At 41.6% G+C, this 24,829-nt stretch carries 22 protein-coding genes; all 22 read left to right on the plus strand.

Translation table 11 applies throughout. The features are described from left to right. Positions 1-22 precede the first annotated feature (22 nt). The 22 genes from purD to P6N53_RS14400 all read left to right on the plus strand — a co-directional run bounded on the left by purD (position 23) and on the right by P6N53_RS14400 (position 24,677). Positions 23-1,300, plus strand: coding sequence for a phosphoribosylamine--glycine ligase (purD, locus tag P6N53_RS14295; RefSeq protein ID WP_304544331.1), 1,278 nt, complete (start codon positions 23-25; stop codon positions 1,298-1,300). Positions 1,301-1,534: 234 nt separating this feature from the next. Beyond that, complete coding sequence (locus P6N53_RS14300; RefSeq protein WP_304544333.1) at positions 1,535-1,873, plus strand: YerC/YecD family TrpR-related protein; 339 nt, start codon at positions 1,535-1,537, stop codon at positions 1,871-1,873. Next, positions 1,870-3,081, plus strand: a complete 1,212-nt coding sequence (hisZ, locus tag P6N53_RS14305) for an ATP phosphoribosyltransferase regulatory subunit (protein ID WP_304544336.1) — start codon at positions 1,870-1,872, stop codon at positions 3,079-3,081. Before P6N53_RS14300 ends, hisZ begins: the two co-directional genes overlap by 4 nt. A 172-nt stretch (positions 3,082-3,253) precedes the next feature. Continuing rightward, the gene (gene hisG, locus P6N53_RS14310; protein WP_304544338.1) at positions 3,254-3,913 is read left to right on the plus strand and encodes an ATP phosphoribosyltransferase; all 660 of its coding nucleotides are present in this window, start codon (positions 3,254-3,256) and stop codon (positions 3,911-3,913) included. Further along, positions 3,914-5,203: a histidinol dehydrogenase gene (gene hisD, locus P6N53_RS14315; protein ID WP_304544340.1), complete on the plus strand. Its 1,290-nt coding sequence runs from the start codon at positions 3,914-3,916 to the stop codon at positions 5,201-5,203. 42 nt (positions 5,204-5,245) lie between these two features. Further along, a complete protein-coding gene (gene hisC, locus P6N53_RS14320) occupies positions 5,246-6,331 on the plus strand; it encodes a histidinol-phosphate transaminase (RefSeq protein WP_304544342.1) in 1,086 nt (361 codons plus the stop codon). A 1-nt stretch (position 6,332) separates the two neighbouring features. Beyond that, a complete protein-coding gene (gene hisB, locus P6N53_RS14325; protein WP_304544344.1) occupies positions 6,333-6,926 on the plus strand; it encodes an imidazoleglycerol-phosphate dehydratase HisB in 594 nt (197 codons plus the stop codon). Next, on the plus strand, positions 6,926-7,537 hold the full coding sequence (hisH, locus tag P6N53_RS14330) for an imidazole glycerol phosphate synthase subunit HisH (protein WP_304544346.1): 612 nt from the start codon (positions 6,926-6,928) through the stop codon (positions 7,535-7,537). The genes hisB and hisH overlap by 1 nt, the downstream gene beginning before the upstream one ends. Continuing rightward, entirely contained in the window at positions 7,534-8,265 is a 732-nt protein-coding gene (gene hisA, locus P6N53_RS14335) for a 1-(5-phosphoribosyl)-5-[(5-phosphoribosylamino)methylideneamino]imidazole-4-carboxamide isomerase (protein WP_304544348.1), read from the plus strand. Before hisH ends, hisA begins: the two co-directional genes overlap by 4 nt. A 1-nt stretch (position 8,266) precedes the next feature. Beyond that, positions 8,267-9,025, plus strand: a complete 759-nt coding sequence (gene hisF / locus P6N53_RS14340) for an imidazole glycerol phosphate synthase subunit HisF (protein WP_304544350.1) — start codon at positions 8,267-8,269, stop codon at positions 9,023-9,025. A 58-nt stretch (positions 9,026-9,083) separates the two neighbouring features. Further along, positions 9,084-9,773: a bifunctional phosphoribosyl-AMP cyclohydrolase/phosphoribosyl-ATP diphosphatase HisIE gene (gene hisIE, locus P6N53_RS14345; RefSeq protein WP_304544352.1), complete on the plus strand. Its 690-nt coding sequence runs from the start codon at positions 9,084-9,086 to the stop codon at positions 9,771-9,773. Between the two features lie 131 nt (positions 9,774-9,904). Continuing rightward, positions 9,905-12,070: a DNA helicase PcrA gene (pcrA, locus tag P6N53_RS14350; protein WP_304544354.1), complete on the plus strand. Its 2,166-nt coding sequence runs from the start codon at positions 9,905-9,907 to the stop codon at positions 12,068-12,070. 206 nt (positions 12,071-12,276) lie between these two features. Beyond that, entirely contained in the window at positions 12,277-13,155 is an 879-nt protein-coding gene (locus P6N53_RS14355) for a lipid II flippase Amj family protein (protein ID WP_304544553.1), read from the plus strand. A 21-nt stretch (positions 13,156-13,176) separates the two neighbouring features. Then, a complete protein-coding gene (gene ligA, locus P6N53_RS14360) occupies positions 13,177-15,192 on the plus strand; it encodes an NAD-dependent DNA ligase LigA (protein WP_304544356.1) in 2,016 nt (671 codons plus the stop codon). A 179-nt stretch (positions 15,193-15,371) separates the two neighbouring features. Further along, positions 15,372-16,880, plus strand: coding sequence for a sensor domain-containing diguanylate cyclase/phosphohydrolase (locus P6N53_RS14365; protein ID WP_304544359.1), 1,509 nt, complete (start codon positions 15,372-15,374; stop codon positions 16,878-16,880). Positions 16,881-17,195: 315 nt separating this feature from the next. Next, the gene (locus P6N53_RS14370) at positions 17,196-17,903 is read left to right on the plus strand and encodes a response regulator transcription factor (protein ID WP_304544361.1); all 708 of its coding nucleotides are present in this window, start codon (positions 17,196-17,198) and stop codon (positions 17,901-17,903) included. Between the two features lie 116 nt (positions 17,904-18,019). Beyond that, on the plus strand, positions 18,020-18,478 hold the full coding sequence (locus P6N53_RS14375) for an ANTAR domain-containing protein (protein WP_304544363.1): 459 nt from the start codon (positions 18,020-18,022) through the stop codon (positions 18,476-18,478). A gap of 236 nt (positions 18,479-18,714) precedes the next feature. Next, positions 18,715-20,232 (plus strand): undecaprenyl-phosphate galactose phosphotransferase WbaP, encoded by a 1,518-nt coding sequence (gene wbaP, locus P6N53_RS14380; RefSeq protein ID WP_304544365.1) that lies wholly within the window; start codon positions 18,715-18,717, stop codon positions 20,230-20,232. 28 nt (positions 20,233-20,260) lie between these two features. After that, positions 20,261-21,595 (plus strand): UDP-glucose dehydrogenase family protein, encoded by a 1,335-nt coding sequence (locus P6N53_RS14385; protein WP_304544367.1) that lies wholly within the window; start codon positions 20,261-20,263, stop codon positions 21,593-21,595. Next, entirely contained in the window at positions 21,588-22,559 is a 972-nt protein-coding gene (locus P6N53_RS14390) for a UDP-glucuronic acid decarboxylase family protein (protein ID WP_304544369.1), read from the plus strand. Before P6N53_RS14385 ends, P6N53_RS14390 begins: the two co-directional genes overlap by 8 nt. A gap of 26 nt (positions 22,560-22,585) precedes the next feature. Next, positions 22,586-23,440, plus strand: a complete 855-nt coding sequence (locus P6N53_RS14395) for a YveK family protein (protein ID WP_304544370.1) — start codon at positions 22,586-22,588, stop codon at positions 23,438-23,440. Positions 23,441-23,486: 46 nt separating this feature from the next. Next, positions 23,487-24,677 carry a glycosyltransferase family 4 protein gene (locus P6N53_RS14400; RefSeq protein WP_304544373.1) on the plus strand — a complete coding sequence of 397 codons (1,191 nt, stop codon included), beginning with the start codon at positions 23,487-23,489 and terminating at the stop codon, positions 24,675-24,677. The last annotated feature ends 152 nt before the right edge of the window (positions 24,678-24,829 follow it).

Consider the following 24,829-nt stretch of genomic DNA (forward strand, 5'->3'; position numbering starts at 1 on the left):
GAAGCTTCGGAGGAGTGTTTTAATGAAAATTTTAGTGGTTGGCGGTGGTGGACGGGAGCATGCCCTGGTTTGGAAACTCCGTCAAAGCCCCAGAGTAACTCAGGTTTATTGTGCTCCGGGAAATGCCGGGATTAGCCAAATGGCTACCTGTATCAATATCCAAGCAGGGGATGTCTATGGTCTGCTGGACTTTGCCAAAGGGGAGGGCATTGACCTAACGGTGGTAGGTCCTGAAATACCCCTTACTAACGGCATTGTTGACATATTTGAGAAGGAAGGTCTCAGGGTCTTTGGGCCCTCCCGGGTTGCGGCTGAAATCGAAGGCAGCAAGGCCCTGGCCAAGGATATTATGGACAAATACAATATTCCCACGGCCAGGTACGCCACCTTTGAAAATCCAGAGGAAGCCAAAGAGTATGTACAAAAATATGGTGCCCCCTGTGTGGTTAAGGCTGACGGCCTAGCCGCCGGTAAGGGTGTAATCGTTGCAATGGATGATGAGACAGCCCTGGCAGCAGTGGACATCATCATGGCCCAAAGGATTTTTGGTCAGGCTGGCGACAGGGTGGTCATCGAGGAATTTTTGCAGGGCGAAGAGGTCAGTGTGCTGGCCTTTGTGGAGGGTGACACCATCATACCCATGATTTCCTCCCAGGATCATAAAAGGGTGGGAGATAATGATACAGGACCCAACACCGGTGGCATGGGCGCTTATGCACCGGCTCCGGTATATACCGAGGAATTAGCTAAAGTTGTTGAAAGGGATATTTTACGTCCCACAGTTAAGGCCATGGCCTCCGAGGGAAGAAACTACCGGGGTGTATTATATGCCGGTCTGATGATTACCCCCCAGGGACCAAAGGTCCTAGAATTCAACGCCAGGTTTGGTGACCCGGAAACCCAGCCTGTCCTGAGTCTGCTGGAAACCGATCTAGTTGATATAATTGATGCAATCCTCGAAAACAGACTCGCCCAACAGGAAGTCAAATGGAAGGACGGAGCCTCCGTCTGTGTGGTAATGGCTGCAGGGGGCTACCCCGGAAAATACCTTAAAGGCCAGGAAATCAAAGGCTTAGACCAGGCCCGGGAAGGTGTGGAAGTATTCCACGCCGGAACCACCACTAAAGACGGTAAAGTGGTAACCGATGGTGGAAGGGTACTTGGAGTGACCGCCATAGGTAAAGATATACCTGAAGCCATCCAGCGGGTCTACCAGGCCGTGGAGTCCATAAACTTCCAAGGTGCCCACTACCGCAAGGACATTGCCCAAAGGGCTGTAAAAAGACTTGGTGTAGAATAATCCAAAATAACAAAGACTGTCGACAAGAATAAATTAACTGTCGGCAGTTTTTTTACGGTGCCAGGCACTTAACTTATTAACTTATTTAAAGATTTTGTTTGGGTTAGTATTATTTGTTGCTTTAAAATAGTAAACTAATAAAGGATTTATCTTTTGAGTGTCGAAGAAGGGATTGAGGAGAATCGATGAGGAAAGCTTTTCCTGGTCATAATAATAGTATACGGAGGGAGTTCCTTGGTGTATAGTGGAAAACTTCGAGATGACCTCAATGACCGTCTTTTTGAGGCCATTCTTTCATTAAAAGATGTAGACGAATGTTATCGGTTTTTTGAAGACATCAGCACTGTGTCTGAGTTGCGTTCCTTGGCTCAGCGGTTGGAAGTGGCTAAAATGCTGGAGGCTAACCGAACCTACGGAGATATCGCCGGCAAGACCGGAGCCAGTACCGCTACTATCAGCAGGGTAAAGCGCTGCCTCAACTACGGTGCAGATGGGTATAAACTGGTTTTATCAAGGCTTTCAGACCCTAAGCCATTGGCAGAAGACAAAAAAATTGACGAGGTGAATGAATGATTTCCGGCAGATTTGGCCGCCTGGCACCGGGAGTAAGGGATGTGCTTCCGGCGGAGGCTTACCGCATGCGCAAACTTAAGGATACCTTTTCAGCTTTGGTGGAGACCTGGGGCTATCAGGAGGTTGTTACTCCAACCTTTGAATATATTGAGAATCTGGCCTCGGAGGAATTACAGGAAGGGAATTTCTTTAAATTTCTAGATAGGCAAGGACATTTGATGGCCCTCAGGCCGGATATGACAAGACCAATTGCCCGGTTAGTGGCCACTAGAATGAAGGGTGTTACTCCGCCCCTAAGATTATATTACCTGGCAAATGTGTTTAACTATGAGCAACCCCAGGTTGGCAGGCAAAGGGAATTCTATCAGGCCGGAGTAGAACTAATGGGCTACTCCTCTCCCGAGGCTGATGCCGAAGTGGTGGCACTGGTTACAGAGTATCTTATCCAGACAGGACTGGATGATTTTCAGATAGGTATAGGTAATGTGGGAATATTTCACGGCCTGGTTCAGCAGCTTAACCTCTCCAAAGAAGAAGCCCAAAATCTTAAAGATGCCCTAGGCAATAAGGATTACGTCCGGGTTGAAGAACTCCTAATGCAGCATGCAGCAACTCCGGAGGAGGCCAGACGTGCTTTAGATTTGATTGAACTCAGGGGTGGGCCGGAGGTTTTGGATAAGGCTATTGAATTGGCCCAGGTAGGACCCACCACAGATGCTTTAGATAACCTGAGACAGTTGTACAGCTGCCTTAAGGACTACGGGGTTGAAAGGTATATTACCCTGGATTTGGGTTTGCTGAGGGGCCTAGATTACTATACCGGCCTAGTATTTGAAGGTTATAGCGTAGCCATGGGCTTTCCCATTTGCGGTGGTGGTCGATATAACCAACTGCTGGCACACTTTGGTTATCCCATGCCGGCAACAGGTTTTGCAGTTAACCTGGAAAGGGTACTAGTTACCCTGGAGAGATTACAGGGTCCTCCAAAAGAGCCGCAGCCTGAGGTTTTGGTAGCTTGGGAAGAAGGAAGCTTGGCCAAGGCATTAGACAAAGTTAAGGAATTGAGGGGCCAAAATATCAGGGTAATTACCTCCCTGGCCGAATGCCTACCCTCCAAAGCAAGAGGCGAAGCCATAAGTCTTGGGGTGCCCAGATTGATATATTTTTACGCCAATGGAACCAGTGAGGATATCACCATACAGGATTAATCACGCCGGTAACCCCGGCGTTTTTATTTAGCGTATCAGGTATATATAAATTTCTGATGTGCCAAAGCAAGTTTTCTTTAAGGATGACAATAAAGTTCTTGACAGGTCAACATCACTGTTTTAACATATCATTATGTTAGTAATTTAATAAACTAAAGGGAGGTTATAATACTTGGTTGCTGCCAGAGATATTCTAACCATTGCCTTACCAAAAGGTACACTTTATACAAACTCAGTTAAATTATTAGGCTTGGCAGGTCTAGATACGGAATTTATGAAAGAACCGGGACGCCAGCTTTTGCTATATTCAGAAGAGGATGCTGTTCGCTTTATCATATGCAGACCAACTGATATACCTACCTATGTAGAATACGGGGCTGCCGATTTAGGCTTATCTGGGAAAGACACCATTGTTGAACAACATAAGGATGTTTATGAGCTACTAGATTTAAAATATGGCGGGTGCCGGTTTGTGGTGGCGGTTCCGGAGGATAAGCCAAAGGAGCTTGCCTATTGGAATCAAACCAGGGTAGCCACAAAGTTTCCCCGCATTGCTGAAGAATTCTTCCTCCAGCAGGGTATGCAGATGGAAATCATTAAGCTGCACGGTAACATTGAGTTAGCTCCCATTGTAGGACTTGCGGAAATGATTGTGGACCTGGTTTCCACCGGCAGAACCCTCAGGGAGAACAAGCTGGTTCCGGTGGCAGATGTACTTAGCTCCACCACCAGGCTAATTGCTAACCGTGTTAGCCACAGGCTGAAAAGCGGAAGAATTAACCCTCTGGTGGAAAGGATTCGCCAGGTTGTTGAAGAGGGAGGTTTAAAGTAAGTGATTCGTATTATTCAGTCTTCAGATAAAGTATCTTTACAATCATTGCTAAACAGTCGTGTATCTAATCAAGCAGAGATAGCCGGGAGAGTAGCGGCTATTATGGATGAGGTAAGACAGAGTGGCGATAATGCACTATGTGGTTTCACCAGGCGTTTTGACAAGGCTGATCTTACCCCTGAACAGCTTCGGGTTAGTGAGGAAGAAATAAAGTGGGCCTACAGCCAGGTGGATCAGGAGGTATTAGCCTCCCTCAGGGTGGCTCGTAAACGCATAGAGGATTTTCACCAAAAACAGCTAGCCAAGTCCTGGTTTCACCCAGAGGTTGACGGTACCATCCTGGGTCAACTGATTTTGCCCTTGGATAGGGTGGGTATTTATGTGCCGGGTGGTACAGCGTCATATCCTTCATCTGTTCTTATGAATGCAATTCCCGCTAAGGTTGCAGGTGTAGCACAAATTGTCATGGTTACGCCACCGGGGGAGGATGGAAGAATAAACCCCTATTCTCTGGTGGCCGCTGCTGAGGCAGGGGTTACTGAGATATATAAGATTGGGGGAGCACAAGCAATTGCTGCCCTGGCCTTTGGTACCGAAACCATCCGTCCGGTAGACAAAATTACCGGACCGGGTAATATATATGTTACTTTAGCTAAACGTATGGTTTATGGTCAGGTTGGCATTGATATGCTGGCAGGTCCCAGCGAAGTCCTGGTAGTGGCCGATAGTTCGGCAAATCCAATTTATGCGGCTGCAGATATGCTCTCCCAGGCGGAGCATGATTCCATGGCTTCAGCTATTCTGCTGACCCATGACCCTGTATTAGCTGAGGCAGTGGCTATGGAGATTGAACGTCAAGTTTCAAAACTTCCCAGGGAGAAGATGGCCAGGGAGGCCCTAGCCAATTATAGCGCAATTATCATTACAGGTGATGTGGGAGAGTCATTGGATTTAGCCAATACCTTTGCCCCAGAGCATTTGGAGATTATGGTGGATGAACCCTTTAATTTGTTAGGCCGCATAAAGAATGCCGGAGCAATATTCCTGGGTCATCATTCCCCGGAACCGGTGGGGGACTATCTGGCGGGACCAAACCATGTCTTGCCAACTAATGGAACGGCCAGATTCTATTCTCCCCTTAACGTGGATACTTTCATGAAAAAATCCAGTGTTATTTCCTTTTCCCAGCAAAACCTGCAGGCCCTTGGACAGGATATTATTAGACTGGCAGAGGTTGAGGGGCTTAAAGCCCATGCCAATGCTGTCCGAGTTAGGTTAGGTTTAGAGTAGGGTTGATAAGGTTTATTTCTATAGACAAAGGATGTGACCAGTGTGCGAGAGTCCTTTAGCATAGCAGGCCTGGTGAGACCAGAATTAGAAAAGTTAATGCCCTATGAGGCTAAACTGTACCCGGAGGCCATTAAATTAGATGCCAATGAAAATCCCTACCCCTTTCCAGAGTCCCTTTCCAGCAAAATAGGGGAACTGGCAGCCGGTGATGTACTAAGTCGTTATCCTGATGGGGCTGCTCTGGAGTTGCGTAGGGATATAGCCGAGTATGTAGGGACAGAGCCGGAACAGGTCATGGTTGGCAACGGCTCTGATGAGCTAATCCTTAATATTCTCCTTACTTTCGGAACAGGGGGCCGGGTGCTAATCACCAACCCTACCTTTTCTATGTATAAAATACATAGCCAGATTGCAGGGGCAAGGCCTATCCCAGTGCCTAGGAGAGGAGATTTTTCAATTGATGTTCCGGCTCTGGTATGCTATGCCCGACAGCCCGAAGCAAAGGTGGTTTTTTTGTGCACTCCCAACAACCCTACCGGCAATTCTACCACCCTTGAAGAGATTGAGGGGGTTTTGCAGCAGGTTAGCTGTCTAGTGGTGGTTGACCAGGCTTATTTGGAGTTTGGTGGAGAAGACGCCCTGCCACTTTTGAAAAGATATCCTAATTTAATTATCCTTAGGACCTTTTCTAAGGCCTTCGCCCTGGCCGGATTAAGGGTAGGTTATATGCTGGCTAATACTGATGTATTACGTCAAATTGAGAAGGTAAGACAGCCTTTTAATTTAAATGCCTTTTCCCAAGCTGCAGCCAGAACAGTATTGGCTAATCGTGATGTATTTAAGGAGCAAATACAAACAGTTTTAGAGCAGCGGGAAGTGGTACAGCGGGGCTTGAAGTCGATAAAGGGTGTTGATTCTTACCCCTCGGCTACAAACTATATCCTCTTTAGAACGAATCATGACAGTAAAGTAATCTTTCAAGGGCTGCTGGAAAGGGGAGTTCTCATACGAAGCCTTGGAGGGCCGGAACTGCCAGGTTTTTTGAGGGTAAGTATCGGTACTCCTGAACAGAACACTAAGTTCCTTCAGGCTTTAGACCAAGTCATGCAGCAAGTTGGGAGGGATTAAGGTGGAACAGGTCAGGCAGGCCAGTATTGAGCGGGTGACCTCGGAAACTAAAATTAAGCTTGATTTAATCCTTGATGGTACAGGTCAATATCAAATTGAAACTGGTGTTGGATTTTTGGATCATATGCTATGTCTTATGGCCAAACATGGAGCGCTGGATTTGACAATTAAGGCCACAGGAGATACCTATATTGATGACCATCATACCGTGGAGGATGTGGGTATTAGTCTAGGTCTAGCTATCAAAGAGGCCCTTGGCAGCAAACAGGGAATTTGCCGCTATGGAAACGCCATGGTCCCAATGGATGAAGCTTTAATATTAGCAGCACTGGACATCAGCGGAAGGGGTCATCTAGAAATTGATTTATCACTTCCGACATCAAAGGTTGGAACCTTTGACACAGAACTGATTGAGGAGTTTTTCAAGGCTCTGGCAGTAAATGCAGGGATAACACTACATATTCGCATGTTTAGCGGAAGAAATACCCACCACATCATCGAAGGGGCATTTAAGGCCCTGGGCCGGGCCCTTCGACAGGGGATAAAAGAGGATGGACGTTTAACCGGTATTCCTTCTACCAAGGGGGTATTATAATGATTGCTATCATTGATTACGGTATGGGAAATCTGCGCAGCGTGCAAAAGGGTTTTGCCAGGGTGGGTGTCCAGTCCGAAATAGTCCAGGACCCTGCTGCAGTTGATGCAGCACCGGCGATAGTTTTACCAGGCGTGGGTGCCTTTGCCGATGCTATGGATAATTTGCATAGCTCAGGTATGGCTAAGGCCATAAGACGTGTGGTGGAACAGGGGAGACCCCTGCTGGGTATTTGTCTTGGCCAGCAGCTTTTGTTTGAGTCAAGTGAAGAATTTGGCCAAACAAAGGGATTAGGCATTTTTCCCGGTACGGTAAAACGATTTCCTGCTGGTTCCTTAAAGGTTCCTCATATGGGCTGGAATCAAGTGGAGATAAAAAAAGGAACACCACTTCTAGAGGGAATTCCTGAAGGATCAGCTTTTTACTTTGTCCATTCCTATTATGTGGAGCCTTCGGACTCCAATATAGTAGTAACCTATACTGACTATGGTTTAAAGTTCCCTTCGATAGTAGGTAGAGATAAGGTATATGGAATACAGTTTCACCCGGAAAAGAGCAGCACCCTCGGTCTGCGTATACTAGAAAACTTTGGAAAGCTGGTGACGGCATGATTATCTTCCCGGCCATAGATTTAAAGGAAGGCCAATGTGTTAGACTGATTGAAGGTCGCATGGACAGCGCCACTGTATATTCCCACGATCCAGGAAGTACAGCCCGGGCCTGGGAAGAGCAGGGTGCGGAGTTTATTCACGTTGTGGATTTAGACGGGGCCTTTGCCGGTCAGCCAAGGAACCGGGAGTCAATAATTCAGATAGTCCAAGCAGTAAGGGTGCCTGTTCAGGTTGGCGGGGGCGTTAGGGATCTGGAAACGGTTGCGGATTTACTAGCCATTGGAGTTAATCGGGTTATCCTTGGCAGTGCGGCTATATTAAATCCAGATATGGTGGCTGAGGCCTGTCAAAGGTATGGAGATAGGGTACTGGTGGGTATTGATGCCAGGGACGGTATGGTGGCTATCCAAGGCTGGGGAGAAACAGTGCAAAGGACAGCCCAGGACCTGGCCCTGGAGGTCAAAAGTATGGGTATCACCAGGATAGTATTTACCGATATACGGAGAGACGGTAAACTCTCTGGCCCAAATTTAGCAGCCACCGGTGAGTTGGCCAGGGCCAGCGGTCTTAAGGTTATTGCTTCAGGTGGAGTGTCATCCTTGGAGGATATACAAGCAGTTAAAGACCTGGAATCCGATGGTGTTGAGGGGGCCATTATGGGCAAAGCATTATATGCGGGTGCAGTTAAGCTGCCCGATGCCCTGGTCATTGCCCGCGGGGAGGGTTAATATGTTAATGAAAAGAATAATCCCCTGCCTGGATGTTACAGGGGGTAGGGTTGTTAAGGGGACGAATTTTGTTAACCTGAGGGACGCCGGTGATCCGGTTGAATTGGCAGCTATCTATGACCGGGAAGGTGCCGATGAAGTCATCTTTCTGGATATAACAGCTTCCTCCGATGGGCGTGCAACCATGCTGGATGTGGTGCGACGTACAGCCGAAGAGGTTTTTATACCCTTTACCGTGGGCGGGGGCATCCGAACGGTGGATGATATGAGATTGATGCTCAAAGCAGGAGCAGACAAGATTGGTATTAATACTGCTGCCATCAAAAATCCCGAGGTCATTTCCGAAGGTGCCATTAAGTTTGGCAGCCAGTGTATAGTGGTCGCCATTGATGCCCGTCAGGTAGCGCCTGAAAAATGGGAAGTGTATATTCACGGAGGACGGACCCCAACCGGACTTGATGCAGTGGAGTGGGCGATTAAGGCTGAGGAGTTGGGTGCCGGAGAAATCCTTTTGACCAGTATGGACAGGGATGGGACTAAGGAGGGATTTGACTTGGCTCTCACCAGTACCATTGCCCGGTCAGTAAAAATTCCTGTCATTGCCTCCGGTGGTGTGGGAAATCTGGAACATATGGCCGAAGGACTTACCCTTGGTATGGCAGATGCCGCCTTAGCCGCTTCCATTTTTCATTTCGGGGAGTATACCGTAAGGCAGACCAAGGAGTATTTAAAGGACCGGGGAGTACCTGTAAGGATTTAGGATATGGGAAGGTTCTTGTGCCACGATTATGCTACACTTACAAAGTCGGGGGTTGCTTATGCAATTTGATATAGAAAGTCTAAAATATAACCAAGCTGGATTGATACCGGCCATTGTTCAGGAGTATCAGACAGGTCAAGTATTAATGATGGCCTGGATGAACCGTGAGGCTGTGGAAAAGACCATGACCAGTGGGGAAACCTGGTTCTTTAGCCGCAGTCGTAATAAAATGTGGAAGAAGGGTGAGACCTCGGGTCATATCCAAAGGGTTAAGTCCCTTTATTATGATTGTGATGGAGATACCTTACTTATCCAGGTGGAACAAGTGGGAGGAGCAGCCTGCCATGAAGGGTATGTATCCTGTTTTCACTACAAAGTAAAAACCGATGGCTCAGTGGTTACCGAGGGGGAGCAGAAGTTTGAACCGGCGGAAGTTTACGGTATGCGGTCGGAAGCAAATGAAGCTGCCGGGCCGGAGATAATAAGCCATTTATATGAAGTAATTATGAGCAGAAGGGCAGAGCGACCAGAGGGCTCTTATACCACCTACCTATTTGACAAGGGTATCGATAAGATTCTCAAAAAGGTTGGGGAAGAATGTGCTGAGGTTATTATCGGGGCTAAAAATAACAAAGAAGAGCTGACCTATGAGGCAGCGGATTTGATCTATCATTTGCTGGTATTACTGGCCAATGAGGGGGTTGAGGCCAAAGAACTGTATCAGGAATTGGCCCGGAGAAGAAAATAGACTTAAACAGGGTGTTGGAAGGTTTAACTCACCCTGTTATTTTTTGTCCTCAGGTAGTTAAAATTAACAGCTAATTTTATGATATAATGAACAGTGTTTTTGCTTGTCATTTTTTCTTATCGGAGGAATTTATGGATAGTTTGGCGAACCTCAACCCCTCCCAGGCGGAGGCGGTGCGACATACTGAAGGACCTTTATTGGTGCTGGCCGGCGCTGGCTCTGGCAAGACCAGGGTACTAACCTCGCGAATTGCCCAGTTGCTTAAACAAGGGGTCCCCCCCTATAATATATTGGCCATTACCTTCACCAATAAGGCAGCGGCTGAAATGAAAAACAGAGTAGAGAGATTGGTTCCAGATCAAGCAAGGGATCTATGGGTTAGTACTTTCCATAGTACCTGCCTGCGCATCCTAAGGAGAGAAATACAAACCTTGGGCTACGGCTCCAATTTTTCCATTTATGATGATGCCGATCAGCAAACCCTTGTTAAAGAGTGCCTACGGGAACTGGAAATTGATGAAAAAAGATTTCAGCCTAGAGGTATGCTGTCGTCTATTTCAGGTGCAAAAAATAAATTACTTGGACCAGAGGATTATGAGCGGCAGGCCTATGACTACTTTGAACAGGTGGCAGCCAAGGTTTATCGTCTGTATCAGGCAAAGCTCTTTAAGAATAATGCCCTAGATTTTGACGATCTGCTCATGTTGACCGTAAAGTTATTTAAAGAAAATCCCCAGGTACTTGGTTACTATCAGACCAAGTTTAGATATATCCTGGTGGATGAATACCAAGACACTAACCACACCCAGTATGTTTTGGTTAATATGCTGGCGGAAAGACACAGGAACCTTTGCGTGGTGGGAGACCCTAACCAGTCCATCTACAGGTGGAGGGGTGCTAATATAGAAAATATCCTTAGCTTTGAGGGAGACTACCCCGAAGCCAAGGTGGTTAAATTAGAGCAAAATTATCGTTCAACCGGAAATATTCTGCAGGCAGCCAATACATTGATTAAGAACAACCTGGAGGCTAAGGATTTAAGCCTTTGGACCTCCCAGGGCCCTGGGCAGTTAATTAATGTTTACCGGGCAGAAAGTGAAAGATTTGAGGCCCATTATATAGCTGATAGAATTAAGGAAATTAAATTATCTGGTGATAAGAATTATCGGGACATAGCCATCCTCTACAGGACTCACGCTCAGTCAAGGGTTTTTGAAGAAGTTTTCCTGAGATTGGGTATTCCCTATAATATTTATGGTGGGCTAAAATTCTATGAGCGTAAGGAAATTAAGGATTTACTAGCCTACCTTCGGGTTATCGTCAATCCCTCAGACGGTCAAAGCCTCAGTAGAATTATTAATGTCCCCAAGAGAGGAATCGGAGCATCCTCCATAGAGAAAATTGCAAGCTTTGCAGAGGTGAATGAATACACACTTTTAAATACATTATCCCTGGCTGAACAAATACCAGGTTTACCCACCAAAGCAAGAAAACAGTGTGCTCAACTTGCAGAATTGCTAAAAACCCTGGGGCAACAGTCTCAGTTCCTTTCCACCACTGAAATAACTGAGGAAGTTCTGGGTAGGACAGGTTATAAAGCTGAGTTGGAGGCGGAGAATACCGTGGAGTCCCGCACTAGGCTCGAAAACTTACAGGAGTTTATTACTGTAACAAAGGATTATGATAAACAGCATGGTGAAGAAGGTGGACTGGAAGACTTCCTTTCCAGCATATCCTTAGTTACAGATATGGACAGGTATGACCCTGAAGCGGATGCTGTAATCCTAATGTCACTGCATAGTGCCAAAGGCTTGGAATACCCGGTGGTATTTTTAACAGGCATGGAAGAGGGAGTATTTCCCCACAGTCGGGCCCTTTATGAAGCTGCGGAATTGGAAGAAGAAAGACGGCTGGCCTATGTGGGTATCACTAGGGCTGAGGAGCAGCTTTATCTTACCCATTGCTGGGAAAGAACCCTTTTCGGTCGTACCAATATGAATCCAAAGTCGAGGTTCCTTGAAGAAATACCCATTGAGCTTACCGTGGGTCAGTCTGTTAATAAGAAAGGGCTAACAACAGCAGCATCTGGTCCAATGGCCTCCGGAGAGGTTAAGGCACCCAAACCTGTTAACACAAATTACTTATTGGGAGATCGAGTTCGTCACAGCAAGTGGGGAGAAGGTGTCATTGTGAAGGTTAAAGGGGAAGGCCCCGGGGCTGAGTTATCCGTAGCATTTCCCTCCCAGGGCATAAAAACACTAATAGCACAGTATGCTCCCTTGGAAAAGGTGACCTAAAAGAACCTGCCCTAAGAGTTAACGCTCCTGGGCATTTTCTGATCATGCAGGAAAAGATAACCAATTAACTTTACATTTAATGTAAATAATGATACATTAAAATTTATGAAAGCTAGAGATTATAGTGACCCAAGGGGTTACTTGTGAAGGGAGCGGAGTTTGGTGATATTGTAGCAGAGTTGGATACCATATCACTAAACAAAATTATGGACCGCTTAATGGCCGTGGTGGTACTTACCGCCATCATACATCTAATAAATACACTAATCTATGCAGTTAGACCCGCTGGGGTAACAACCCAGAGGCTGGCAACTGCCTATTCCCTGTTCAATGTGATCTTTTTAGTGGCCCAGACAGCTAATATGCTGCAGGCACCACTTCTATCCTCAATTATCGAGCATGCCATCGCCAGAGGACAAGAGGCAGCCAACTCGGCCACAGGTATTATTCATACCGCAGTATACCAACAAGAACTAGTCGTCTTGGACTATCAGATTAGGACGGTCATATTGGGGGCAACTCTGGGCACCCTTATAGGGGCAATTTTTATACCTACCTTTATAACCTTTTTTACCAAAGGGATATATATCTTTGACCAGGTCAAATCAGTACCTAAAATGATTGGTATGGTGCTATTTTCACCACTAAAGGTTGCCAAGATGGCAAGGGATGGAATCAAGGTTCCCAAGGGGAAGTTTATTAAAGAGGCTGTTAGAGAAAAACTCTCTATTCCGAGAAAGTTTTTAGTCTTAAATATAATAGTGACAGGAATATATACCACGTCGGTACTTTCTTCTCTGTATGCCGGAGCACTTTTTCCTGAGTTTAGGGCTACGGCTACCTTACTTTCAGGTATTATCAATGGAATGGCCACTATTTTATTTGCAACGGTGGTGGACCCCACCGCAGCTGGTATTACCGACCAGGCCATGAGGGGTGAGAGACCGGAAAGGGATGTTAAGCAAATGTCCCTCTACCTGGCCCTAACCCGTTTGCTCGGAACCTTACTTGCTCAGCTTTTCTTTGTACCTGCAGCCTACGTGATAAAATATGTTGCAGAAATCATCGCCCGGGGTGGGCTTTAGGATTAAGGAGGAAGAACCATAATGGTCACTATTACCCCGGATATTAAAGATAAGATAGAGGAACTTCGCCGGGAAATAAATTATCATAACCAGTTGTACTATGTGCTGGATAACCCGGCAATCACTGATGAACAATATGACAGGCTGCTGAAAGAGCTTTTAGAAATTGAAGTCGCCTATCCAGAGCTTATAACAGCCGATTCCCCTACCCGAAGGGTTGGTGGGGAAATTCAGAAGGGATTTAAAGCAGTGCCCCATAGACTGCCGATGCTGAGCCTTGGCAATGCCTTTGGTGAAGGGGATTTGCGCGATTTCGACCGCCGGGTGAGGAATAATCTACCGGGGGAAGAGATTGAATATGTGGTTGAATTGAAAATAGATGGATTAGCTATTTCGCTCTGGTATGAAAACGGGCTATTTGTTCGGGGAACTACCAGGGGCGATGGTGAATTTGGCGAAGATATTACCACTAACCTTCGAACGGTAAAGGCCATCCCCTTGCGAATAGCCAGAGAAATCCCCTTTCTGGAGGTTAGGGGTGAGGCATATATGTCTAAAGAAGCCTTCGTTAAGCTAAACCAGGTCAGAGAAGAAACTGGGGAACAGCTTTTTGCTAATCCCAGGAATGCCGCAGCCGGCAGCCTGCGCCAGTTGGACCCCAAAGTTACCGCCTCCCGGAATCTTAGTGTTTATATGTATGGCCTTGGGTATATGGAAGGTTTGTCGGTGACGGGTCATGCCCAGGGTTTAGCCCTGCTAAAGGAGCTGGGTCTGCGTGTAAACCAGCAGCACAAGGTATGTAAGGACATAGATGAAGTGATTGAGTATTGCCAGCGCTGGCAGGGCCAGCGCTTTGAGCTTCCCTACGCCATTGACGGGCTGGTGATAAAGGTTAATTCTTTGGATCAGCAGCAGCGCCTGGGTGCAACCATAAAAAGTCCCCGCTGGGCCATAGCCTTCAAATTCCCGGCCGAACAGGCAATCACCACAATAAAGGACATTATCATCAGGGTAGGACGCACCGGTGTCCTTACACCAACTGCCATATTGGAGCCAGTACAATTAGCGGGAACAACAGTCAGCAAAGCAACACTACATAATCAGGATATTATTACCCAAAAGGATATTCGTATTGGTGACAAGGCGCTGGTTCAAAAGGCAGGAGATATAATTCCCGAGGTTGTACAGGTGTTTCCTGAACAGCGTGAAGGTAATGAGGTTACCTTTTCCATGCCAGAAATCTGTCCTGAGTGTGCATCACCGGTGGTGAGAGAAGAGGGACAGGTTGCCCACCGCTGCACCAATGAGTACTGTCCGGCAATTTCAAGGGAGGGTATCATTCATTTTGTTTCCCGTAATGCCATGGACATCGTCGGTCTGGGAGAAAGTATCGTAACCCAATTAATTAGAGCCGAACTGGTTAAAGACCCGTCAGACCTCTATCATCTAAAGTATGAAGATTTAATTAGGCTTGAGAGAATGGGGGCCAGATCCTCCCAGAATTTGCTGGATGCCATAGAGTCCAGTAAAGGAAATTCCCTGGCACAGCTATTATTTGGGCTAGGTATCAGACATGTGGGGGAAAGGGCAGCTAAAATTTTGGCTCAGCAATTTGGATCAATGCAGAGGTTGATGGATGCAGAGCAGGAAGACTTAACTATCATCCCTGAAATTGGACCCAAAATAGCTGAGAGTGTGGTGGATTATTTTTCTCGGCAGGAGAATAGAAAGTTAGTAGAGAGATTAGCTGACTCTGGCTTAAATATGGAGGAGCAGACTCAATTATCACAAACTGCAGCTATGACTCTTGCGGGAAAAACCTTTGTAGTTACTGGAACATTGGAGGGCTTTAGCCGACAGGAGGCCCAGCGGGCCATTGAGGAATTAGGCGGTAAGGTATCAGGAAGCGTCAGTAAAAACACCGATTATGTCTTAGTGGGAGAAAACCCGGGTTCAAAGCGCGACAAAGCTGTAAAGCTAGGAATCAGAATTTTAAATGAACAGGAATTTACAGAGATGATAAGTATCGAAGAATAGTAAGTAGGAGCTACTACTTTTGTATGATTGGTATTAATTTTCCCAAGGTCTGGTAGGAAATGTAAAATCATCCTCTGGTTGATTGTAATACAATTGAAATTGCTCTAGAGTAGTATTATCTTAGATAAAGAATAATACTACTCTTTTTTGTGTTAACTTGGTCAATGGAGGGGTGATGTGTGTTAATAGATGATAGTGGAAACAAAGAAAGCATTTATACGGTCATCCACCAAGGTAAAGGACTATTTTGCAAACCAAATGATCTAGTTGTAGCGGATGATAATACTTCACTCAATAAACAATACCACCTAAATAAAATATTGGACCATATTACTGCCATGGTAGTAATAATGGACAAGCATTGTCGAATTATCAAAATAAATAAATTATGTAGTCAACTAACCGGATATTCCTTAGAAGAAGTTAAAGATAAGTTTTTTTGGCAAGTGTTTATTTCACAACATAGTAGTGAAAATATCAAAAACATTTGTGTTTGTGATATAGAGCAAATCAATAATCAAACATTTTATTTCTACCTTACAAACAATACTGGAAAGCAAATGCTAATTATGTGGCGTTTTTCTTATATAGATGACCCATACTATTCTACAGAAATATTAATTGCCACAGGTATAGACATAACAGAAAGCAATCAAAGACAGGAAAGACTTCTTTTTCTAAGTATGCATGATCCAGTAACTAGTTTACACAACCGGGCTTATTTTGAAGAGGAAATGCGTCGACTTGAAAACAGTCGTCATTACCCAGTTGGAATGATTATTGGGGATATAGATGGTCTAAAGCTAATTAACGACACAATGGGTCATGACTATGGAGATGTGGCATTAATTGCAATGGCAGGAATATTGAAAAATTGTTTTAGAAAAGAGGATGTTGTAGCGAGGATTGGTGGGGATGAGTATGCCATCCTTTTCCCTAGAACATCTGAAAAACTTTTGGAAGAGGCCTGTAAAAGAATTCAGGAATCAATAAATCTCTATAACTCACGAAATCAAGGCTGGCCATTGAGCATTTCCCTTGGTTATGCTCTCAAGGAAAGTAATCAAAAAAGCATGAAGGAGCTATATAAAGAAGCAGATAAGAGCATGTACAAACAGAAACATAAAGGAGTAAGTAAAAATAGGCGTGCTTTGATCGACAACTTAAGAAAATACTTACTGATTAGAAATGGGGTAACAGGACAAGAGGTAATACGACTAGAAAGTTTAATAAAAGAGGCCTCAGAGTTTTTAAAACTGCCAATTGAAAGCAGGCAGCATTTAAATTTGCTTTCAAAATATCATGATATTGGTATGGTGGGAATAGCTGAAATAACGATAAGAAAGCCCGGAATTCTGTCCCATGAGGAATATATCCAAGTCCAAAGGCATTGTGAAATAGGGTTTCATATAGCCTGGGCCGTTCCGGATTTAGCACCAATTGCTGAGTTGATTTTAAAACACCACGAACAATGGAACGGACAGGGGTACCCGCTGGGTTTGCAGGGAGTAGAAATTCCTTTAGAATGCAGGATATTTTCCATTGTTAATGCATTCATTTCTATGACCAGCGAGCGCTCTCATAGGAAAGTACTATCCCATGAAGAAGCAGTAAAGGAAATTCAACATAATGCAGGTGTGAAATTTGATCCAGTATTGGTTAGTTCTGTTGTGCAAATATTAAAATGAATCAATTAGAGGAAAAAATCTAAGAATGGGATAATTTGTAGTAAAAGATAGAAAATATTATAAAATTGATAACATATTCTTACAACCTTTTCAATAGTTTGCATGATATAATTTATATTAATAATATATGTTATTTTAAAAACATTTTATCAAAAACATAAAGTATTATCCTATACCGAAAAGGTATCTTCCATGTGGGAGATGCAATGCCTAAAAATCATACAGAAGTATGATATACCGGCTGCCGAAGGTAGGAACTGTATAGTTCTTTGTCTAGGCAGCCGTTATTTTTTTGGGAAATATAGGAGGTTAGATATGGACAAGATTCGACTGTTAATAGTAAGTGAGGATTATCCATTGAGCAGAGGATTAACTGCAATATTCTCAGCTGAAACAATGTTTGACGTTATAGGTTATTTAAAATTTGACGAAGCCATTAGCAAGTGCATTGAATTACAGCCTGATGCTATCCTTGTTGATGTTTGTGATAAAGAGGTTACATATGAATTATCTATAGCACAGGTTAAAAAGGGATGTCCCTGCAGTATGATCTTTGTATTAGTTGATAGTGAACAGACCGATATTTCTCAGACCCTAATTAATACTATAGATGGTATTATACCCAGGGGAATTATGCGTGGGTGTTTGGTAAAAACCCTTGAATTAGCTTGCCAGGCAGGTATATTTTGTTTGCCTGGTTCTTATAAGAGGTCGGTACCTTTTGGAAATGTATTTAATAAAGTGCCTGAGAATGTTATTGGTAAAAGTGATCATAGTGTTGTTTTAGACAATGAAAATCTTACAAAGAGAGAGATGGAAGTGCTGCAACTACTGGCAAACAATTTTTCTAACCGTGAGATAGCAACTAAACTATACATAAGTGAGCCAACTGTTAAGACTCATGTTAGCAGTATTTTAAGAAAGTTAGGTCAAAGCAGCAGAGCACAGGCAATTATCTACTCCTATAAAACAGGCTTGGTGAAAGAATCATTAATAATACCAAAGTCTAATAGTTATAGTTAATTATTCAATTCTTTGACTGATTGTATTAACCTATTAGTTGCTCTAGAGTAGAGTTATTATACTTTAATAATTCTACTTTTTTATTTGTTTTTTTAACTAGTTTTTTGGAGGTACTTATGAGAATGAAAACTGTCATGGTAGCTAGCAATGGTAAAATCTCTAATAATAGTCTTGCTTCAATATTTAGATGCACTGGCAGATTTGAAATTGTTGGGATAGAAGGTAAGCCAGCTACTGAAAATGCCCTTGAATTGCAACCTGATATTTTGGTTTTTGAAATAACAAAAACAGAAGAGGAGTATATAGATGTTTTAGGAAATATTCAGCAAAATTGTCCTTGGACTAAAATTATACTTGTTTTAAGAAACCCGGTAAGCCTTGAAATTTTAAGGAAGTTGTTATTACTGTGTCATGGCTATATCCAAGGGAGAGTTAGGCCAGGTGTATTACGTAAGGCAGCCGATCTAGCCTGCAATTCGGATTATTTTTTTCTAATTGGCAATAGTACTGAGTTTAAATCTAAGATGAAAGAGACTTTTCAATCGGTGGCAGCAGAAATATCTTGTATAAACTAAGACCTCCTGTTTGGAGGTCTTTAATTTTAGAAAACCAATATCACTAATGAGTATTAGCTAAGTATGATGGATTATAAAAATTAATCAAACTTTACATCATACCTCAGAAGGATGGCATTAGAAGAATGATATTGTATGATGTTCTTGTCATTATTAGTAAACAATGGTGATAAATAAAAAAATAAAACTCCTTATAACTGTATATTTTATTTATTGTTCGAGTGGAGGAGGAATAAATGTCTATTGGTCCCCAATTTAACAGAAGAATTTTCATGAAATATTCAAATTTAGATAATAAAAGCATTAACTTTACATCAGGTTTTATTAGTGTTTTAAAAGTAATTCTACATGCAGCTACACTATTGGCTATTGATTTAATAGCTTTCTATCTTATAAGTTGCTTTTCCGTAGTAATTACAACATATATTTTTGCAGATTCATTAATCAATTTTGTTGTTAATACTCACCTTGTGTGTTATCCAATAATAATGGTTATGTGTGTATTTTTCGACGGTTTATATACCAGTAGAATTACTTGGTGGAGGGAGTTTGAGAAATTAATTCGTTCAAGCACTTTAGCATTTGTGATTACACTTGCTATATTATCCTTAACAAAATTGGAAGGAGAAGTGTTTCAAACAATTATATTATCTCAATGGATTTTAACACTTATATTTATACCTATTGCAAGGTATTTCTCTAAAATTACTTTATATAAATATAGCATTTATAATTGTTCCGTTCTAATTATTGGTGCTACGAAGATGGGAAAATTACTTGCTAATGTATTGGAAAAAGAGAGAACTATGGGATATGAAGTTGTTGGTTTTATAGATAACAATATTTCACCTGGACAGTTGGTTTCGCAGCATGAGCATAAGACACTGCGAGTTCTAGGCAACTTTTTAGGTGTAAGTGAAGTGATGAAGGTAACTGGCGTTAAAGATGTTATTATTGCAGTCCATGGATTATCAAGTACTGAAACTGTCAAATTAATAAATCATTTACATAACGTATCTTGTTCAATATTAATGATTCCAGATCTGTTTAGGGCTCCTCTTTCAGGGGTTGAGGTAGACTATTTCTTCAGTGACAAAACTCTAATATTAAGATTTAAAAACAACCTAAATAATCAAGCTAACATACTAATTAAGAAATCAATAGATCTAATCTTAGGAGCTACCGTATTTATAATTGCTTTGCCACTATTAATATTAATATTTGTAGTAATTGGATTGGATTCAAGGGGTAGTCCAATATTTATTCAAAAGAGACTTGGTGTGAATGGCAAAACCTTCAATTGCTACAAATTCAGAACCATGGTTACTAATGCTGAGGAGGTTTTAAAACAAGCCCTAGATAAAAATGAGGATATGAGAAAGGAATGGCAAGTCAACTTTAAACTCAAAAAGGATCCTAGAATCACAAAGATAGGTAGATTTCTTAGAAAAACTAGTTTGGATGAGCTACCGCAAATTATAAATATCATAAAAGGTGAAATGAGTCTTGTAGGTCCCCGGCCAAGGCCATTATACGAACTTGATGGGTTAGAAGAAAATGAATTATTCCAAATCGGCTTATCAGTGAAACCAGGTGTAACTGGCTTGTGGCAGGTTTCTGGCAGGAGTAATCTTGATTTTAATCAACGAATTGACTTGGATGCTTGGTATGTACAAAATTGGTCACCATGGTTGGATTTGTTTTTATTAATTAAGACAATAGGAGTTGTTTTAAATGGTAAAGGAGCTTATTAATTATGAGATAAAAATGGGAGGAGATTAGGTGGACATTTGTACTATTGGTACTGGTTATGTTGGATTGGTAACTGGAACTTGTTTTGCTGAAATGGGCCATAATGTTTGGTGTGTTGATATTGATGAGGAAAAGATTAAGAAGTTATGTAATGGTGTGATACCAATTTATGAGCCAGGACTTGAGGAGATGGTAAAAAGGAATAAAGAAGAAGGTAGGCTTCGTTTCACAACAAGTTTATCTGAAGCAATGGAAAATAGCCTTTTCTTATTTATAGCTGTAGGCACGCCTCCAAAAGAAGATGGTTCGGCTGATTTGACACATGTAATAGGTGTGGCTAGGGAGATTGGTAAAAATATTAATAATTATAAAATAATTATTAATAAATCAACAGTTCCTGTAAAGACTGGGCTAAAAGTTAGACAGGTGATTTATGAAGAACTTTTGTTAAGAGAACGTACGGATATAGAGTTTGATGTAGTTTCTAACCCAGAGTTTCTAAAAGAAGGTGCAGCCATTGAAGATTTTTTACGACCTGATCGCATAGTCATAGGAACAGATAATGTTAGAACCGGTGAATTGATGAAGGAATTATATAGCCCCTTTTTAAGAAATGGGCATCAAGTTTTGATAATGAATATATCTTCAGCAGAATTAACTAAATATGCTGCAAATTCCATGCTTGCCACTAGAATTAGCTTTATAAATGAGATAAGCAGGATATGTGATGCAAGCGGAGCTGATATCGAACAAGTTAGACTTGGTATTGGTTCAGATTCGAGAATAGGAATGCCATTTTTATATGCTGGTATTGGGTATGGAGGCTCCTGCTTCCCTAAAGATGTTCAGGCTTTGATACGTACAGCAAATGAATTGGGGGTTCCAACGGAAATATTAAATTCGGTTGAAATGGTTAATATAGCACAAAAGGGCTTATTGGTTGAAATGGTTGTCAATAAATATGGAAAAGATTTATCCGGCTATACCTTTGCGATTTGGGGACTAGCCTTTAAACCCAATACTGACGACATGAGGGAAGCACCTTCATTAGAGATAATTAACGGATTAGTTGAAAAAGGTGCAAAAATTAATGCACATGATCCTATTGCTATCTCTGTAGCAAGAGAATTACTTGGTGAACATGGCATCACTTACTATGAAAATAATTATAGCGCCCTTGAAGGGGTGGAAGCACTTCTACTATTAACTGAGTGGAACAACTACAGGCGACCGGATTTTCACAGAATGCTAAGGGTAATGAAAACACCAACAATATTTGATGGAAGAAATCAGTATGATCCTAAAAAAATGAAGCAAATGGGTTTTGAATATTATTGCATAGGAAGGAACGGCAATAATGAATAGTTTAAAAAGGATTTTGGTAACTGGTGGAGCAGGTTTTGTAGGATCACACCTGTGCGAAAGACTTATAAATGATGGACATGAAGTAATTTGTTTAGATAATCTGTTTACCGGCTCAAAGGCAAATATAATCCACCTTATGAACAACCCAAAATTTGAGTTTATTAGACATGACATTATCGAGCCTATTCTTCTGGAAGTTGATGAAATATATAATTTTGCCTGCCCTGCATCACCAATTCATTATCAATATGATCCAATAAAAACGACTAAAACCAGTGTACTAGGTACTATTAATATGCTTGAACTGGCCAGGCAAACCAAGGCGAGAATTCTTCAAGCATCCACTAGTGAGGTGTATGGTGATCCCCAGGTTCACCCTCAAATGGAAAGCTATCGTGGATATGTGAACCCAATAGGGCCTAGGGCTTGCTATGACGAGGGGAAAAGATGTGCAGAGACTCTACTCTTTGATTATAATAGGCAATACGGTACGGATATAAGGGTTGTAAGAATTTTCAATACCTACGGTCCGCGCATGCATCCTAACGATGGAAGGGTAGTGAGTAATTTTATTGTACAGGCATTAAAGGGTAAGGATTTGACTGTATATGGTGATGGTCAACAGACCAGGTCATTTTGTTATATCGATGATCTAATTAATGGAATTGTTCTTACCATGAATACTACTGATATTTTTCAGCCAATTAACTTAGGTAATTCCGAAGAATTTACAATTTTAGAATTGGCTAATATAGTTTTGGAATTAACAAATACCGACTCAAAACTTGTCCATTTGAAACTGCCTACTGATGATCCTATGCAAAGAAAGCCAGATATTTCTAAAGCCATGGAGAAACTCGGATGGAGACCGGCAATTAAGTTAGTAGATGGTCTAAATATGACAATAGAATATTTTAACCATCTGGTTGCTAATCTTGAAAAAAATCATATAACTAGCTATTAATTTAGGGTTTGTAAGAGGAGAAGCTGATGGAAAAAGATATCGATGTTTATATTATCATTAATGTCTTAAAAAGGAGATTTTTATTAATTATAGCTGTTGTAACATCATTTGTAGTAATCACCGGTTTATATAGCAGCTATATCTTATCACCAGTTTATGAGACAAAGTCTGTTATTTTGGTAACTTCTTTTACTCAAAACTTAGAGAGTAATAATCAAAAGGCAGATTTTAATTTTATTTTACAAGCCGTTCCACAGTTTCCGGTATTAACTATGAATAGTTATATATTACAGGCAAAGAGTGAAGTTCTTATGGAAAGGACAATTAAGAAGCTTAAGCTTGAGGAAAAGGGCTATACGTCCCAGATTATAAGAAGCCAAATCAGGGTAACCAATCCAAAAGAATCGAATTTACTTGAAATCACGGTAAGGAATAATAGTCCGGCTCTAGCTGCAGATATTGCAAATGCCTTTTGTCAGGAATTCATGATATTGATGGGTGAAAAGAGATTGCAGTTTGTTAACTCAGCTATTTTATCAATGGTTGGAGAAGTTGATAGACTAAACGAACAATTATTATTAGCTACTACCGATTACGATAAAAACCTACTAATGCAAATGGTTTCATCTTTGGAAAACAAAATTATACAAACAAAGATTGCCAGATCTATTAATATTGGGCACACTCAGTTCTTGGTGTTTTCTGAAGCAACAAGTCCTGAGCGGCCGGTAGGACCTAATTTATTTAAAAATATGTTAATCGCATTTGCCTTAGGATTAATGCTTTCTTTATTGCTAGTCAGTATTTTAGAGGTATTGAATCTTTCAAAAAGTGCTAAAGAAAGTGATAGTAATCAAGCCATGATAAGTAAATCAATGTAGAAAGAATAGATGGTTTTTGGTACAAAAAGATTCGGAGTGATTGAGTTTGAAGATAGTTTTTATAAACACTCTTTATCATCCTAATATAATGGGTGGTGCAGAACGTTCAGTGCAATACCTTGCTGAGGCCTTAGTAAAAGAAGGACATAAAGCAGTGGTAATATCAGCTTCTGAGAAAAACGTTTGTGAAGCCCAGGATGTAAATGGAGTAAAAGTACACTATCTTAGTTTGAAAAATATCTATTGGCCCTTTAAAAAAAGAAGTAATCCTATGTTTTTAAAACCCCTTTGGCATTTAATTGATATATATAATCCTTGGATGGTTAGATATATTAAAGAAATTATTAAAGCCGAAAAGCCAGATATTGTTCATACGAATAACCTGATGTGTTTTTCCCCGTTAGTATGGTCTGAGATAAAAAAGTTATCAATACCAATAGTTCACACCATTAGGGATTATTATTTATTATGTCCAAAATGTACGATGTTTGACAAATACAGTAATTGTGAAAAACAGTGTTTGATTTGTAAAGGATATTCTTTTCCAAAGATATATTTTACGAAGTTTGTAGATGCGGTAGTAGGTGTTAGTAATTATATTTTGGAAAAACATTTATCTCTAGGTGCTTTTAAGGGTGCAAAGCATTCAACTATATACAATGCATATGAAAATAAAAGGTACTATAAAAAGAGCAAAAGTGATCAAGGACTTAGATTAGGGTTCATAGGAAGGATAACACCTAACAAAGGAATTGAAGTTATATTAAAGGCTATTGATAAGTTGCCATTACACAAAAAAAATATAACTTTAAAAATAGCTGGCAGCGGTGATAAACAATATATAAAAGCATTGTCAAAAAAATATTCAATGAACAATATAAGTTTTCTAGGATTTATTCCTGTGGAAGAATTTTATCCAGAGATAGACGTTCTAATTATTCCTTCCCTATGGAATGAACCGTTGGGACGAATCACCTTTGAGGCGTATTCATATGGTGTACCGGTTATTGCCTCATGTCGTGGAGGCATACCGGAATTGGTTGAAAATGAAAGTACTGGGTTTCTATTTGATCCAGAGAAACCAGAAAATTTATTGAAAATAATAAATGATATAGCAACTAGGCCAGAACTTATTGAGCAAATGGAAGATGCCTGTTTGAAAAAAGCAATGGAGTTTTTACCTGGAAAGATTGCCAAGAGCTATTTAAAAATCTATCTTTCCTTAGTTAAAAGATAAGTTATGGTGATGTCAATTCAATTGATAATGGTGATTAAAATGATTAATAAATTAATATGTTGTATGTTGATAATATATTTTTGGAGTTTTGTTATAGAGGCGCCGATTAGATATTGTCTACAACTAATTAATATGGTGGAATTAATTTACAT

Origin of the sequence: Desulforamulus aquiferis, assembly GCF_030577015.1 — a bacterium.
In the GTDB taxonomy this organism is placed as follows: Bacteria; Bacillota; Desulfotomaculia; order Desulfotomaculales; family Desulfotomaculaceae; genus Desulfotomaculum; species Desulfotomaculum aquiferis.